The organism is Gramella jeungdoensis (assembly GCF_023805255.1).
Lineage (GTDB): Bacteria > Bacteroidota > Bacteroidia > Flavobacteriales > Flavobacteriaceae > Christiangramia > Christiangramia jeungdoensis.
In genome coordinates, this window is sequence record NZ_JAMSCK010000003.1 from 474,920 (window position 1) to 490,946 (window position 16,027).

12 protein-coding genes and 1 tRNA gene are annotated in these 16,027 nt (G+C 39.4%); 9 read left to right on the plus strand and 4 right to left on the minus strand.

Annotated features, from left to right (window positions below; genetic code table 11):
- Positions 1-3 precede the first annotated feature (3 nt).
- Together nagB and NE848_RS09825 are read right to left on the minus strand one after the other, a co-directional pair.
- A complete protein-coding gene (gene nagB / locus NE848_RS09820; protein WP_252112973.1) occupies positions 4-1,923 on the minus strand; it encodes a glucosamine-6-phosphate deaminase in 1,920 nt (639 codons plus the stop codon).
- A 20-nt stretch (positions 1,924-1,943) separates the two neighbouring features.
- A complete protein-coding gene (locus NE848_RS09825) occupies positions 1,944-3,218 on the minus strand; it encodes an ROK family transcriptional regulator (RefSeq protein ID WP_252112975.1) in 1,275 nt (424 codons plus the stop codon).
- Positions 3,219-3,444: 226 nt separating this feature from the next.
- On the opposite strand from NE848_RS09825, the gene NE848_RS09830 reads away from it, so the two are divergent.
- From NE848_RS09830 to dusB, 4 genes are all read left to right on the plus strand, one after another.
- A complete protein-coding gene (locus NE848_RS09830; RefSeq protein WP_252112976.1) occupies positions 3,445-4,563 on the plus strand; it encodes an acyltransferase family protein in 1,119 nt (372 codons plus the stop codon).
- Between the two features lie 30 nt (positions 4,564-4,593).
- Positions 4,594-7,545 carry a serine hydrolase domain-containing protein gene (locus NE848_RS09835; protein ID WP_252112978.1) on the plus strand — a complete coding sequence of 984 codons (2,952 nt, stop codon included), beginning with the start codon at positions 4,594-4,596 and terminating at the stop codon, positions 7,543-7,545.
- A 143-nt stretch (positions 7,546-7,688) separates the two neighbouring features.
- Entirely contained in the window at positions 7,689-10,121 is a 2,433-nt protein-coding gene (locus NE848_RS09840; RefSeq protein WP_252112980.1) for an outer membrane beta-barrel family protein, read from the plus strand.
- Positions 10,122-10,189: 68 nt separating this feature from the next.
- Positions 10,190-11,182: a tRNA dihydrouridine synthase DusB gene (dusB, locus tag NE848_RS09845; protein ID WP_252112982.1), complete on the plus strand. Its 993-nt coding sequence runs from the start codon at positions 10,190-10,192 to the stop codon at positions 11,180-11,182.
- Here the strand turns inward: dusB and NE848_RS09850 are convergent.
- Entirely contained in the window at positions 11,167-12,381 is a 1,215-nt protein-coding gene (locus tag NE848_RS09850) for an ABC transporter permease (protein WP_252112984.1), read from the minus strand. The genes dusB and NE848_RS09850 overlap by 16 nt on opposite strands.
- A 1-nt stretch (position 12,382) precedes the next feature.
- On the minus strand, positions 12,383-12,778 hold the full coding sequence (gene rbfA / locus NE848_RS09855) for a 30S ribosome-binding factor RbfA (protein ID WP_252112986.1): 396 nt from the start codon (positions 12,776-12,778) through the stop codon (positions 12,383-12,385).
- 100 nt (positions 12,779-12,878) lie between these two features.
- Between rbfA and mce the strand changes: the two genes are divergently transcribed.
- The 5 genes from mce to NE848_RS09880 all read left to right on the plus strand — a co-directional run bounded on the left by mce (position 12,879) and on the right by NE848_RS09880 (position 16,001).
- Entirely contained in the window at positions 12,879-13,277 is a 399-nt protein-coding gene (mce, locus tag NE848_RS09860; RefSeq protein ID WP_252112988.1) for a methylmalonyl-CoA epimerase, read from the plus strand.
- 66 nt (positions 13,278-13,343) lie between these two features.
- Positions 13,344-13,417, plus strand: a tRNA-Ile gene (locus NE848_RS09865).
- Positions 13,418-13,534: 117 nt separating this feature from the next.
- Entirely contained in the window at positions 13,535-14,353 is an 819-nt protein-coding gene (locus tag NE848_RS09870; protein ID WP_252112990.1) for a hypothetical protein, read from the plus strand.
- A gap of 113 nt (positions 14,354-14,466) precedes the next feature.
- Positions 14,467-14,709 carry a helix-turn-helix domain-containing protein gene (locus NE848_RS09875; protein ID WP_252112992.1) on the plus strand — a complete coding sequence of 81 codons (243 nt, stop codon included), beginning with the start codon at positions 14,467-14,469 and terminating at the stop codon, positions 14,707-14,709.
- Positions 14,710-14,723: 14 nt separating this feature from the next.
- Entirely contained in the window at positions 14,724-16,001 is a 1,278-nt protein-coding gene (locus NE848_RS09880; RefSeq protein ID WP_252112994.1) for a DUF3987 domain-containing protein, read from the plus strand.
- The last annotated feature ends 26 nt before the right edge of the window (positions 16,002-16,027 follow it).

A 16,027-nucleotide genomic window follows, 5' to 3' on the forward strand; every position in this document is an offset into this window, starting at 1 on the left:
CTTTTAGAATTTCCATCTTACAAAGGCTTCCATGGCCTCGTAATTTGCCAGTCCTAATTCATGATAGTGAACAGCTGTTTCCTTATTTCTTTCTTCAGCTCGAACCCAGAATTCCCTTTCATCATCGCCCGGAAATACGGGACGGTCCTTCTGTGATTGATGCTGGAAAATAGCATGTCGTTTTCTCTGGACTTCCTGTGGAGAAAGTGGAACGGCCATTTCAATTTCGTGAACCTCAAATTCCTGCCAGGCACCACGATACATCCATAACCAGCAATCCTTGGTCCAGTCTTCGGTTTCCCGTAGTCTTTTTAAGGCTTCCAGGATTATCCTGAAACATACAATATGAGTTCCATGAGGATCGGCAAAGTCACCAGCCGCAAATACCTGGTGAGGTTTGATTTCCTGTAAAAGATCCATGGTGTGCTTTACGTCTTTTTCGGTAACAGGATATTTTACCCTTTTTCCCGTTTCGTAGAATGGGAGGGCCATAAAATGTATGTTTTTATCCCGCAACCCTGCATAACGTGCTCCCGCAATTGCTTCACTTTTTCGAATAAAAGCCTTTACATTTCTAACCTCTTTCATATCCAGATCATTGGGCTGCTTCTTCTCAATGAACTTGCGCATTTTCTCGTAGGTTTTCTCAAGTTGAGCAGTATCTTCTCCAATACTCTGGTTGAAATCTATTGCAAATTCAACATACCTTAACACATCGGTATCCCAAACAGCGGTATTTCCTGAGGTTTGATAAGCGACATGTACATCATGACCCTGGTCTACAAGTCTTATGAAGGTTCCACCCATGGAGATCACGTCATCGTCTGGATGTGGGCTAAAAATAAGGGAGCGTTTTCTCGCGGGTTTGGCTCTTTCGGGGCGTTGAGAATCATCAGCCTTTGGTTTACCTCCCGGCCAGCCTGTAATACTATGCTGAAGCTGATTGAAAACATGAATATTTATGTCGTATGCCGGCCCCTGTTCGGTTGCCAATTGTGCCATTCCGTTGGCATTATAATCTTCTTCGGTAAGCTTAAGAATTGGTTTATTCACCTCACGTGATAACCAGATAACCGCTTTTTTTATAAGCTGGGCATCCCAGGTGCAATCTTTTACAAGCCAGGGAGTATTAAATCTTGTAAGTTCAGAAGCTGCATCCTTATCTAATATGAATTCTACATTATCGGATAACTGCAGATAAGTTGCCGGAACATTGCTGGAAATTTCACCTTCCACCGCCTTTCTGATAATAGGCGCTTTTTTCTTGCTCCAGGCCATCAGGATTATTTCTCTTGCCTTGAAGATGGTACCGATTCCCATGGTGATTGCCTTGGTTGGCACATTCTCTTTTCCTCCAAAATCCCTGGAAGCATCCCTTCGGGTAAGATCGTCCAGCGTTACCAGTCGGGTACCGGAGTTTGGAGCAGATCCCGGTTCATTGAAACCAATGTGACCTGTTCTACCAATTCCAAGTACCTGAAGATCCAGTCCGCCTACCGCTGAGATCTTTTGTTCGTAAGCCAGGCAGTATTCCGCAATATCATCCTTTTCCAGAGTACCGTCGGGAATATGAATATTATCTCTTCTTATATCAATATGATTGAATAGTTGTTCATCCATAAACCTGACATAGCTTTGCTTTGCTTCAGGATTCATAGGATAATATTCATCAAGGTTGAAGGTGATGACGTTTTTAAAACTAAGACCTTCTTCTTTATGCAGACGAACCAGCTCCTCGTAAACTTCAACAGGTGTAGCACCCGTGGCAAGGCCCAGAACGGCATTTTCTCCCCGGCGTTGTTTGCTTTTTATTATATCAGAAATTCGATGAGCTACCTTTTTAGAAGCAATATGTTCATCCTCATACACACTAACCGGCAGCTTTTCGAACCTGGTTTCTTCTAAAAGATTAAGTCTGGCCATAGTTTATTAAATAATTCTATTTAGTTATTAATTTCAGATTTTATAAGGTCCATCTGGTCTTTGAAGATGTCTTCCATCACCGCTATAATCCCACCATACAGGCTGGAATTTCGACCAAGATTTGAGAGTTCGATATTTGTGCGTTCTTTTAACTGCATCATGCAGTAAGTATTCATTGCCTGCTGAATTGGAGTGGTAATGAATTGCTTTGCTTCTGAAATTTTACCTTCCAGTATGATTAATTCAGGATTGAATATCTGTATAAGAATGGCAATACCTTTTCCCAGTTTTATTCCTATTTCGGAAAGTACATTTATAGCAAACTGGTCTCCTTTATTAGCAGCATCGATTATAACCTCCGGCTCCAGCTTTTCGAACTCTTCAGTCATTAACTGACTCAGGATCGAAGTTTCTCCTGCCTCGAGTCCTTCCTTTACTTTTCTTACCAAAGCAAGTCCCGAAGCTTCCATCTCCAAACAACCCCTTTTTCCACAATGACATAGTAAACCATCTTCTACCATCGGGATATGCCCAAATTCTCCGGCAAATCCAGACGCGCCTGAATGCATTTTACCACCCATAATGATACCGAGGCCTACACCCCAGTCCATGGAAATTACAAGAACATCTTTCTTATGTTGGGCCAGGCCGTATCTGAATTCAGCCAGACATGCGCTTTTCGCATCATTAAGAATTACCACAGGTTTCTTGAAGGTCTTTTCAAATTTATCTCTCAGGGACTCTGGCTCCTGTTCGGTGAGATAATAAGTGAAGTTTTTACCTTCTTCCGTAGAAACCAATCCGGGCATACTTATCCCTACACCCATAATCTGGTCTCTTTTAATCTTGGCACTTTTCAGAAGTTCTTCAGACCACGAATGAAGCGCATCAACAATATTGGAGTTTGGAGATATTTCAGTTTCAATGGTATTTTCAGCAATGATGGAATGATTGTTATCTATCACCGCCAGCTTTATGCTGAAACGTTCAATATGAATGCTCAACACAAAGAACAAGTGTTCCTTTAGCCCGAAAAGATCTGGTTTTCTTCCTCCTTCAGACTTTCCCTGTCCTTTTTTAATAACAATCCCGGCTTCTTTCAGCTGGTTGATAAGAGACATTGAGGTGGGCAGGCTTACATTGAAACGAGTACAAATATCTGCATTGGAGGTTTCCCCATTCAAAAAAAGGTGTTTGATGATTTTTATCTTCTGAAGGAACTTTTTCCTTTCAACATTATTGATCTTGGAAATTTGCTCCTCTGTGACCAGGAAATCTTGTAAATTTTTAGCCATTGGTATTTCTATGATTAAACAATTCGCTTTTTGCCTCAAAATAAGCTTTTTTAAAGAAAGTGAATAGTTCGGAATTAAAATTATGTAAAAAAAACGTTTTGAAAAATACTTTTTGTAAAATTTTATAAAAGATCAAATATTTACACGAAATTTATATTTTTATAAATTGCTTGCAATACTATAATTTAGGAAGAATTTTTTATTGAAGGAGTAAAGAATTAAAAAGATGGGACAACAGCGCTATTTTTCTCTCGATATCCTAAGAGGATTAACGATTGCCCTTATGGTTTTGGTAAACACTCCCGGGAGCTGGTCCACTATATATTCCCCATTTAAGCATGCCGCCTGGCATGGATTTACTTTAACCGACCTGGTGTTTCCCACCTTTCTTTTTGTCATAGGAAACGCCATGAGCTTTAGTCTTGGAAAGTATGAGGCAAGGGGCGTTGGCGCTTTCTGGAAAAAGGTGGTTAAAAGGACGATTCTCATATTTATGATAGGACTCTTCTTAAACGCTTTTCCTTTCGTTTACAGGGAAAATGGAGAGCTTTTGCTAAAGGACCTTACAAATATGCGCATTATGGGAGTTCTGCAAAGAATTGCCCTTTGTTACTTTTTTGCATCCATCATACTTCATTACTTAAAACTGAAAAAGGCACTATGGCTAAGCGGGGCAATTTTACTTACCTACTGGGCCGTATTGTGGTATTTTGGAGATCATCCAGATCCTTATAGTCTTGAGAATAATGCCGCATTAAAATTCGATCTCCTTATTTTCCCTGAAGAAAATCTTTGGAAAGGTTTTGGAGTGCCTTTTGATCCTGAAGGTGTTTTAAGTACTTTTCCGGCAATAGTAAATGTCATTGCAGGCTTTGCTGCCGGAAAATTAATCCAAAAATACGGGAACCAATTAAAAACGGTTCTATTTCTGGCCGGGTTTGGGTTTGTCTTATTAGTTCTGGGAGAGATATGGGATATCTACTTTCCTATAAATAAAGGAATATGGACAAGTAGTTTCGTTATCTATAGTATAGGGTGGGATCTTATAATATTGGGACTGCTCATCTTAATTATAGAAATTGCGGGTTTCAAAAGGGGGACCTATTTTTTTGAAGCCTTTGGAAAGAATCCGTTATTTATATTCATAATGTCGGGACTTGTAGTCATGCTGATGAATGTAATTTGGATTAACGGCACCCCATTGAAACCCTGGATTTATGAAAAAGCCTATTTAAGCTGGCTTACAGATTATAATGCATCCCTGGCTTTTGCGTTAAGTTATATGTTACTTATGTGGTTGCTTGGATACTGGTTAGACAGAAATAAGATTTATATAAAAGTCTGAAATAAAAATTTGAAATCAAGCGAAAGAAAAATGAGAGTTAAGACCCCAATTCTATTTGTCCTCACCGGACTTTTTTTAAGTCTTCAGTTGAATGCTCAGAGTTCCGATTTATCAGAACCTGAATTTCTGAAATATCAGAACAGCAAATGGGTAGATTCCATCATGAAGAAATTGACACCGAATGAGAGAATCGCCCAGCTCATCCTTGTTGCAGCATATTCCAACAGGGGAGAGGAGCATAAGCAGGAAATACTGCAACTTATTAAAGAGCAAAAGATAGGAGGCCTTATCTTCTTTCAGGGTGACCCTGAAACTCAGGCTGAACTGATGAACGATTATCAGCAGGCTGCTGAGGTGCCTCTTATCGGCGCCATAGATGCTGAATGGGGTTTGGGAATGAGACTTGATAATACCATAAGCTATCCTTTCCAGATGGCGCTTGGGGCTATACAGGATGATGACCTTATTTATAATATGGGGGAAGAAGTGGCTCGACAGGTAAAAAGAACCGGACTCCATATTAACCTCGCGCCGGTGGTTGATGTCAACAATAATCCTGACAATCCGGTTATCAATTACCGATCTTTTGGAGAAGATAAGCAGAATGTGACTTCTAAAGGCATAGCCTATATGAAGGGAATGCAGGACCATAAGGTACTTACCACTGCGAAGCATTTTCCGGGTCATGGCGATACCGATACCGATTCTCATTATGCCCTGCCTCAGATAAACCATCCTATGGAGCGGCTGGATTCTTTGGAAATGTACCCTTTTAAAGAATTGATCGATGCAGGGATAGGCGGTGTTATGGTCGCTCACCTGGATATTCCTGCCCTGGATTCTACGGGAGTTCCCTCCACATTATCTAAACCCATCATAACCGGAATACTTAAAGAGAGGCTTGGTTTCAAAGGGCTTATTGTGACCGATGCGATGAACATGAAAGGGGTGACCAAGGGCAACGAACCGGGTGTAGTGGATAAAAAAGCTATTGTGGCCGGGAATGATCTTTTGGAGTTTACCGAAGATGTTCCGCGTGCCATCAAGGAAATTAGAAATGCTATTAAGGCCGGTATCATAACGCAAAAAGAAATAGATGCCCGCACAAGAAAAGTACTTGCTGTAAAGCAATGGGTGGGATTGAATAATTATGGTCCTACTAAAACTGAAGAAATTGTTGAGGAATTGAACACTCCCAACGCGAAGCTTTTAAACAGGAAACTTGTGGAGGCTTCACTTACGCTTCTTAAAAATGAAAATGATCTCCTGCCATTAAATGAGCTGGATACCCTGAAGATCGCATCTGTCTCTATTGGAGCAAAAGATGAAACTGTATTCCAGGAAACCCTGAGCCTGTATACAGCCGTTAAGCATTTTCAGTTGCCTGTTGAGGCTAAAGAATCGGAAATCGATTCAGTAAAAGAAGAGCTGGAGAAGTATAACCTGGTAATCGCAGGGGTTCATGACCAGAGCAAATACCCAAGAAACTCGGTTAGCATATCTGAAGAACTTCAGGAATTCCTTGAAGAACTTTCAGAAAGTGAAAATACAGTCATCAGCCTTTTTAAAAACCCTTATGTAATTAACAAATTAGACGAAATTGAGGAGTCTCCGGTTCTAATTGAAGCCTACCAGGATTCTGAAACCACACAGGAAATGACAGCCCAGCTTATTTTTGGAGGAATAGGTGCCAGCGGAAAACTGCCTGTAAGTGTTGGCGAAAAGTTTAAAATGGGTGATGGGCTTGAAACAAATCCTATCAACAGGTTCAAATATACCACTCCCGAGGATGCTGGAATGGATTCTAGTATTTTATATCCTCAGGTCGATTCACTAATGAACGAAGCTATTAACGCCAAAGCTATTCCCGGGGGTCAGATCCTTGTTGCCAGGGACGGAAAAGTAGTTATGTATAAATCATATGGGCTGCATAAGTACAGCGATACCATAAAAGTAAAGAAGGATGATCTGTATGACCTTGCCTCGGTCACTAAAATCTCGTCGGCTTTACCGGCTTTGATGAAACTTTATGACGAGGATAAGTTTGACCTGAATGCGGGGATCGACGATTACCTTTCTTACTTCAGAAATTCCAATAAAGCAGGTGTTCCTTTCAGGCAGATATTAGCTCACCAGGCGAGGTTCAAGCCATGGATCCCGTACTGGAAGAATACTTTAAGAAACAACGGTAGTTATAAATGGAACACCTTCAAAAAGGATTCTTCAGCCAGGTTTCCGGTAAAGATCAGCGATGAGCTTTGGCTTCATCGTAACTACCAGAGAAAGATCTTTAGAGCGATAAAAAAGTCACCGCTTGAAGATGAGGCTAAATATAAATATTCGGGCCTGGTCTTCTATCTTCTGCCTTCTATAGTAGAGGAAATTACGGGTGAAGATTTTAGAAGTTATATCAATAAGAATTTTTATGATAAACTGGGGGCAACGACGCTCACTTACAATCCTTCAGAAGAATTCCCACTTAATAGGATAGTGCCTACAGAAAGTGATTTTTTCTTCAGACATAGACCTATTCATGGAAGAGTTCATGATGAGGGCGCAATTATGATGGGGGGAGTTTCGGCCAATGCGGGGCTTTTTGCAAATGCAAACGATCTCGCAAAGCTAATGCAGGTGTACCTTAATTATGGGGAGTATGCCGGGCAAAGGTATATTTCAGAAGAGACGCTCAAAGAATTCTCCAGGACGCAGTTCCCCGATAATGATAATCGAAGAGCTCTGGGTTTTGATAAACCAAACCTGGAATACCAGGGGGAGGACAATAACACGGCCAAAGATGCCAGCAAATACAGTTTTGGTCATACAGGCTTTACAGGAACAATGGTGTGGGTGGATCCGGAAGAAAAGCTTCTTTATATTTTTCTTTCCAACAGGGTTCTTCCTACACGAGATAATACGAGATTGTATAAGCTGAATACAAGAACGAAGATACAGCAGGTTCTGTATGATGCGATAAAAGAATAATCATTATACGGGAACCGGTTAACTTAGGGAAAGCAAAATTTTTAACAATTTTAGTTTCAGAATGATAAGCGATAAAATCATTGCTTAAAAATTCAGAAACTCTATATTTGTTAATCTTTTGCCAAAAACTGACTTAACCATTCATGAAAATATTCAAGTTCACCCCCCTCTTATGCTTCCTCTTTCCTTATATGGTTATTTGCCAAAGCTCTGTAAACGGGAGCGTTATTAACGAGGATAATGAAGGTGTTGCCTTTGCCAATGTGATCCTGCTTAACGCACAGGATTCTACCAGCGTTTATAAAGGCACTATTTCGGAAGAAGACGGAACTTTCTATCTGAAGGACGTTGAGGATTCAGTTTACCTGCTTAAGGTAACTTTTGTGGGCTATAAGGATGCTTTCCGGCGAATAGAGATTCAGAACAATACCGGCCTGAAGCCAGTGGTGCTTGAAGTTTCTTCTGATGCCCTGGATGAGGTCACAGTAAATGCCCGAAAACCAAAGGTAAGTCGACAGGTAGACAGGATCGTTTTTGATGTTGAGAATTCTACTCTTTCCACTGGAAATACTTATGAAATTTTAAAAAGAACCCCCGGGGTTATAGTCAGTCAGGGACAGCTACTGGTCAAGAACCGTCCTGCAACCGTATATATTAATGATAGAAAGGTTTACCTCACCAGCAGGGAGCTGCAGCAGTTACTGGAAGGCTTTTCCGCCGGCAATGTGAAATCTGTTGAGGTGATCACCAATCCTCCTGCAAAGTATGATGCGGAAGGCGGTGCCATTTTGAACATCAAAACCTCCAAAAATATTTCAATTGGTTATAAAGGAAGTCTGAATGCTTCCAATACTATCGCGGTGGTACCAAAGTATAATGTTGGAACCAGTCAATATTATAAGACCGACTGGCTTAATTTTTATGCCAGCTATAATTTTAATTACCGAAACATCTATAAGAAAGACGAAACAGAAATAGAATTTTTCAGGCCTAACGGTAATACTGATTCCTTCTGGTTTACCGATTTTGAAAGGAACACGAAGAATCTTTCACATAGCCTGAATACTATTCTTGATTTTACTTTAAGCGAGAAAAGCAGCCTAAGCTTCAGTGCAAATATTCAGTTGACTCCAAAGTCTGATTCAGATATTGACGGTCGTACGGAGATATATGATCCACAGAATTCTCTGGATTCCCTTTTCACAACCGATAGCCGACTGGAGAATGATACAGATAATATTCTTCTAAGTGCTTCATATAATACCAGCCTTGGAGAGAATGGAGGTTCTTTTTCTGCTGTGGCTAATTATATTGATTATACCAATAACGGGACCCAGGATTTGATGACCGAATATTTTTCCGCCGGGGGAAACCTTTTGAATGACAATTCTTTTTTCACTATAGCCGATCAAAAGAGCCAGATTTATACCGGGCAAATGGATATTACAACTCCCATGGGAAGCGTAAATCTTGAGACCGGTCTAAAATATTCCGGTTTAAAGTCGGATAGCGGTCAGGATTTCTTCGATACCAATACGGATTCAAGGCAATTTGTTGCTGGCCTCTCTGATGATCTTAATTATGATGAAAATATTTATGCGGCATATGCCAGTTTCACTAAAGACTGGGAGAAAATAAGTGTAAAAGGAGGCTTAAGAGGTGAATTTACCGATGTGGAAGGAAATTCAGAGAATTTTGGAATTGTGAATACCCAGGAGTATTTTGAACTTTTTCCAACCTTCTATTTGATGTATTCGGCTGGAGAAAATCATTCCCTGGGGCTTGATTATAGCCGAAGGATCACTAGGCCCAGGTTTCAGAGCCTTAATACCTATCGCTATTTTATTAATGAAAATAATTTCCAGGAAGGAAATCCCGATCTGAAACCGGCCATCACCAATAAGATTAATTTAAACTACACCTATAAAAATAAACTTTCCTTCGATCTTTACTGGGAAAGAGGTGATAATGCCATAGCGGTTCTTCCATTTCAGGACAATGATGCCAGAACCCTGCGCTACGTGAATGCGAATATGGATTTTGATCAGCAGTTCAGCCTGGATGTAATGTATTACAGTTATCTTAACGACTGGTGGTATCTGTATGCTTACGGTTCGGTGTATAAGCTTCAGAATGATTTTTATGCAATTGAAAGTAATGGTCAGACTGTTACCAATGAGGTGACGAGCATGTATCTTCAGGCATACAACCAGTTCACTCTTTCAAAAGATGGTAGCTTTATTGGGGAATTAACAGGATCGTATTTACCTGATTTTATTGCAGGATCATACGATTACGAAGAGGCACAGTATGGAATAAGCATTGGCCTGAGAAAAAGCTTTTTCGATTCCCGTTTGATTACCACCATGAATGTTGACGATATTTTCAATTCGATGAATATTCCTTTAAGATCTGAATATCTCAATCAGAATAACGCGTTTTTTGCAAAACCAGAATCAAGAATGATCCGGTTCGGACTTACCTATAAATTCGGAAACTTCAAACTTAATGACAACAATCGTACAATAAATGCCGAAGAGAGCAGTCGTTTGAAGGAACAGCAGATCATGGAATAAGACTTTAAGGCTCCATTTTTAATCAAAACATTTTATTTAGTAATTTTGCCACCTGAAAAACAGAGGATTTGGCAAAAATTGGAAATATAGATGTAGGAGACTTCCCGTTGCTTTTGGCACCGATGGAAGATGTGAGTGACCCGCCGTTCCGTGCTTTATGTAAGGAGCAGGGCGCCGATGTTGTGTATACCGAATTCATTTCTTCGGAAGGGCTTATTCGCGATGCTGCGAAAAGTACCATGAAACTTGATATTTATGAAAAGGAGCGTCCCGTTGGTATCCAGATCTTTGGTGCTAACCTGGATTCAATGCTTCAGTCTGTCGAGATCGTTGAGAAATCTGGTCCAGATATCATTGATATCAACTTTGGGTGCCCGGTTAAAAAGGTTGTCTCTAAAGGGGCAGGAGCCGGTATTCTGAAGGATATTGACCTTATGGTGAAGCTAACCGAAGCCATGGTTAAACATACCAAACTACCAGTTACTGTAAAGACCCGTCTTGGTTGGGATAACGATTCCATAAAGATCGTTGAGGTAGCTGAAAGACTTCAGGATGTAGGTTGCCAGGCAATCTCGATCCACGGCCGCACCCGTGTTCAGATGTATAAAGGAGAGGCCAACTGGAAGCCTATTGCCGAAGTTAAGAACAATCAGCGTATGCATATTCCTGTTTTTGGTAACGGAGATGTGGATTCTCCTGAAAGAGCTATGGAAATGCGTGATAAATTCGGTCTTGACGGTGCTATGATAGGCCGGGCAAGTATAGGTTATCCATGGTTCTTCAGGGAAGTAAAGCATTACTTCGAAACGGGAGAGCATTTGCCTCCACCCACTATGAAAGAAAGGCTTGACGCTGCACGCCGACACCTGCAAATGGCGATCGACTGGAAAGGTGAGAAATTAGGAGTGTTTGAAACCCGCCGTCACTATACCAATTACTTTAAAGGTATCCCACACTTTAAAGAATACCGAATGAAAATGGTAACCAGCGATGATTCAAAAGATGTTTTCGAGGCTTTTGATGAGGTGGAAAGAGAATTCTCTGACTACGAATTCGCCTGATTGAGCACCTTTTTACTTCTTCCTGCTGCAATATACGATGCAATAAGCCCCAGAGTAAATATTGTTGCCAGAACGATGAGAATGTTCTGCACTTTCATCTGAACCGGATATGGAAGGTTTGGCGTGATCATAACCAGGTCAAAATTCATCTGAAGAAATATCAGGATAATGGCAAAAATAAGGCCTATGATTCCGCCAAGACTGGTCATGAGCATGCCCTGCATAAAGAAGATATTCTTGATCTGGTTTGGCGTGGCGCCAAGGCTAAAGAGAGTTTTGATATTCTCCCGCTTATCCAGGATCATCACGATAATAGAACCTACTACGTTGAAAAGAGCAATGGTAAGGACTAGGGTAAAAATTAGATAGACAAAAAGGTTTTCAGAATTCAGCATCTTATTCAAGGCGTCATTAAGTTCTGCCCTGGTTTTGATTAGAACCTTTCCTTCAAAAACTGCGTTAATCTCTTCTGAGACGTCTTCTATAGATGCTTCCGGTTTTAATTTGAATTCTATAGCTGAATACTCGCTTTCTTTCATGGATAGGAGATCCCTTGCAAGACCAATATTGCTAAATACATATTTATCATCCAGCTCCTCATTCACACTGTAGATCCCACTAACGATCACCTGTCTGGTATTGAATGCATCATTCAAATTGGTCAGGGTGATTTGTCCCTTTCCGGGGATGGGAACCATTATCTTTAGGAGGTGTTGATAATTGAAAGTTCCTACGTCCAGTAATCTTGAGAGTCCGTTGCCGATGACTACCTGCGGCTCGCTTTTGGTAAGCCAGGTGCCAAAAACTATGGAGCTGTCAATTTGATTTACCCTTCGGTAATTTTCATCAACTCCTTTTATATATGCAGGATTTGTTTTGGATTTATAGCTGAGTATGACCCTTTCTTCAATGATCTTGCTGAATTGTTCAATCCCTTCAATTTCCTGCAGTTTCACTATTTGCTCATCAGAAACCTTAAGGATCTTTCCCTCCTGTGGAAAAGCTTTTAGATCGGGGTCGAATTCATTAGAAAAGGAAAGGCTGAAATCCCGGAGCCCTGAAAAACCGCTTAGAACGATAAATAGAGAGAAAGCCCCGGCAAAAACTCCTATCGCCGCGATAACGGTGATAATGTTTATCGCATTGCTCTTGCTCTTTGTGAACAAATAACGTTTGGCGATGTAGAGGGGGAACTTCAAATTAAGATTTTTTCCGCTTGTCTAAAAGATCGGGATTGGTAATTGGGTTTTCCTTTCCTTTTATGGATTTTTCAATCCCGTCTATATACTCCAGTGAATCATCGATGTAGAAATTAAGATCGGGCATCTTGCGCAGCTGATGTTTGGTACGCTGGGCCACTTCATGCTTTATCTTAGACTTATTCTCGTTGATCTCCTTAATCACTTCTTCCTGGTGTTTAGAAGGGAATATACTTACATAAGCTTTTGCTATGGAAAGGTCTGTAGTCACTCTTACCTTGGAAACAGAAATCAGGATTCCTGTCCTGCCACTATCCCTGAGTGAGGTTTGTAGGATATCCGCCAGGTCCTTCTGCAATAATCCACCTATCTTCTTTTGTCTGTTTGTTTCTTCCATGCTACAAAAGTAAAATTTTTAACTGTGATTCTTCGGCATATAAATGAATTTGAATCATATAACAATAATTATGGATATTTGTTTTCCCAAACCGAAGTAAATGAAGAGAATTGAACATATAGGAATTGCGGTAAAAGACCTTGACGCGGCTAACAAAATATATGAAGCGGTCCTCGGGGCAGAACATTATAAGACCGAAACTGTAGAAAGCGAAGGCGTATCAACCTCATTTTTTAAAATAGGAGAGAGCAAAATTGAATTACTCGCTGCAACCAATCCTGAAAGTCCCATTGCCAAATTCATAGAAAAGCGCGGGGAAGGTATACATCATATGGCCTTCTATGTAGATGATATCAGAGCTGAAATTGAACGACTTAAAGGAGAAGGTTTTAGATTATTGAATGATCAGCCCAAAACAGGAGCCGATAATAAGATCGTTGCATTCATGCATCCAAAGGATGCCAACGGAGTGCTGGTGGAACTCTGTCAGGAAAAATAGAAATATTTTGTTTGGTGTATAAGCTGCAATTATCTAAATTTGCGCTCGCGATACGAACAAGTATCAGGTCCCATAGCTCAGTTGGTTAGAGCACCTGACTCATAATCAGGTGGTCCCTGGTTCGAGCCCAGGTGGGACCACTCAGAAAGTAAAGCCTTGCAGAGATGCAGGGCTTTTTTTATTTCTCTTGGTGAAACTATGGTGAAACTTTCAAATACTTTCTTTTTACTGTTAATGATTACTCTTTATATTTAATTATGAAAAGTTCAGAAAAACATCCCTTCGCCTTTTTTGATAAATATTTAGAGGAGGACATATATAAAGATTGGAGAAAATTTAAAAAGGGATTGATTGATGAGCAAGATATATATAAGATTGATGAAGAAAATCATATTATATGTACCAAGGATTACGATGGTATTAATAAATACTCATTTGAAACAGAAATAAAACCAAAACTTATTTATCAGAGAAGAAAAACTCAACAGTTTATAGAACTTAATTCCCAGAAATTAGAGGAAAGGTACAATTCGGATTTTTACTTACGAAAAATTGAGCAGCTTGAAGCTCAACGGGCGTACAAAGAGTTCAATTTTCTAGAACCTATTTTTTCCAAAATTAAAGAAACCATTAAATTCTTCGGTAAAGAGGAAAATTTTGAAGCTAAGCAAGAAAGCTGTTTCTCATTTCAAGTTACAGGGAGTACCGAGGAGGAGAAGCTGAACAAGCTCGATAAATTATATGAAATGTTAGTTCAAGATCCTCCTTTTATTGCTACTTCGAAAGATAATTTCCGGAAAGCCTTTAATAGTCAAAATGTCGATGAAGGAATTAAGTGGTTGGTTAAAGCCAAAAATAAACATACCAATAAGCAAAGCTTATTTTACCTACTGGAAAGTTTAATTTCCGAAGGTCATATTAAAGATATTTCAAGTACACATTTTAACCGTAGTATTTACCATGTTTTCAGAACTACTAATGGAAACAGGTTAAAGAATATAAAGCAATCTAAATCCAATAAAACTTCTGTGCCAGAAAGGAGCACAGATATAGACATAATTATTTCTCGTCTTTAAACCTTTACCTTGTCTAGGGTATAGGTAAAGTATTTTTAAGTAAAGATTATCTCTAAGGTTATTTGTTGCATTAATAATCAAGCCACAAGTGATGGCTTCAAATTTTTGCAATTATGTATAATATTCTTGTTGAGATTCGAGATCTGTTATTAAGGCAATCTTCTTCTCATAAAAATTTTCTCAGCTTCAATGAAGCTAGAATCTATCTTGATGTAAGTAAGTCTTACCTGTACAAACTTACATCACAGGGAAAAATCACACATTTTAAACCAAACAACAAATTGATTTACTTCAAAAGAAGTGATTTGGAATCATTTCTTGAGAGGAATAAGTCAGAAGGAAGCTTTAGTAACTAAACAATAAATAACTAATGAATAATACTGAATTTGATAACGAAATCTATGAGAATCTACCTCCATTGTTAAAAGGCCTTACAGGGGAATTTAAAGGTAGAGAAAAGGATATAGTATTACTGTCCAGTTTGGGCGTACTAAGCAGTTGTTTACCAAATGTGTTTGGCGAGTATGATGGAAAACCAGTATCTGCCAATTTATATGTTATGATAATTGCTCCTCCTGCCTCCGGGAAGGGAGTGATGAATTATGCCAAACTATTAATAGAACCTATTCATAAAAGAATAATTGAAAACAGTCTAAGTAATCTAGAAGATTGCCAATCGGCAAACAAAGGAAAGAAAGAAAAAGAACCCTGCCCGCCAATAGTAACCAAGGTGATTCCCGGTAATATAAGTGCGGCTGAAATCTATTCGATAATTAAAAATGCACATTATGGTGGTTTAATAATAGAGTCTGAAGCAGATACTCTTTCTGCGATGTTAAACCAGGATTGGGGTAATTTTTCTGACGTACTAAGAAAAGCTTTTCATCATGAATCTATATCTATTAGTAGAAAGGTAGAAAAGCTTTTCATGGAGATCAGAGAACCTAAACTTTCTCTGGTTTTATCTGGTACGCCAGATCAACTGATGCCTTTAATTAAATCTAAGGATAATGGTCTTTTCAGCCGAATCGTATTCTATTTCTTCGAAGAAATTTCAGATTGGAGAGATGTCTTCCAGAATGTGGGATTCAAAAAACAAATTCTATTTGAAAAGGCCTCCATGCATGTCTATAATATGTATGATGCTTTAGTTACCAGGGAGAATGAAAAGATTCAGTTTGCTTTAACAGAGGACCAAATGTGCAGATTTAATACTGAAATGAATACAATTTTTGAAATAGTGAAAAACAATTATTCGGCGAGTTTCACTTCCAATGTGAAAAGACATGGTTTAGTTCTTTTTCGTCTATGTATGATTCTCACCTTAGTAAGAGCAGATAAAGAAGAATTAAAATTGGCCGAAAGCATTACCTGTAATGATGAAGATTTTGATTCAGCCTTATTTCTTGTAAAACAGCTGCTATACCATGCAAACACTGTTTTACAAAATATCAATTCTGATGGTCTCTCGGAGATTGATAATAGGTTACTTTCAAGTCTTAGCCAAACCTTTACACGGAAGCAGGCTTTAGAATCTGCCAAAAAGTTAACTATCAGTGAAAGAAGCCTCGATGAAAAGCTAGTTAAATGGAGAAAAGAAAAACTGATTATTAAAGTTTCTCATGGGAAGTATAAACTAGCCTATTGAAATGCGAGTTAACAGTTTCCGCAGTT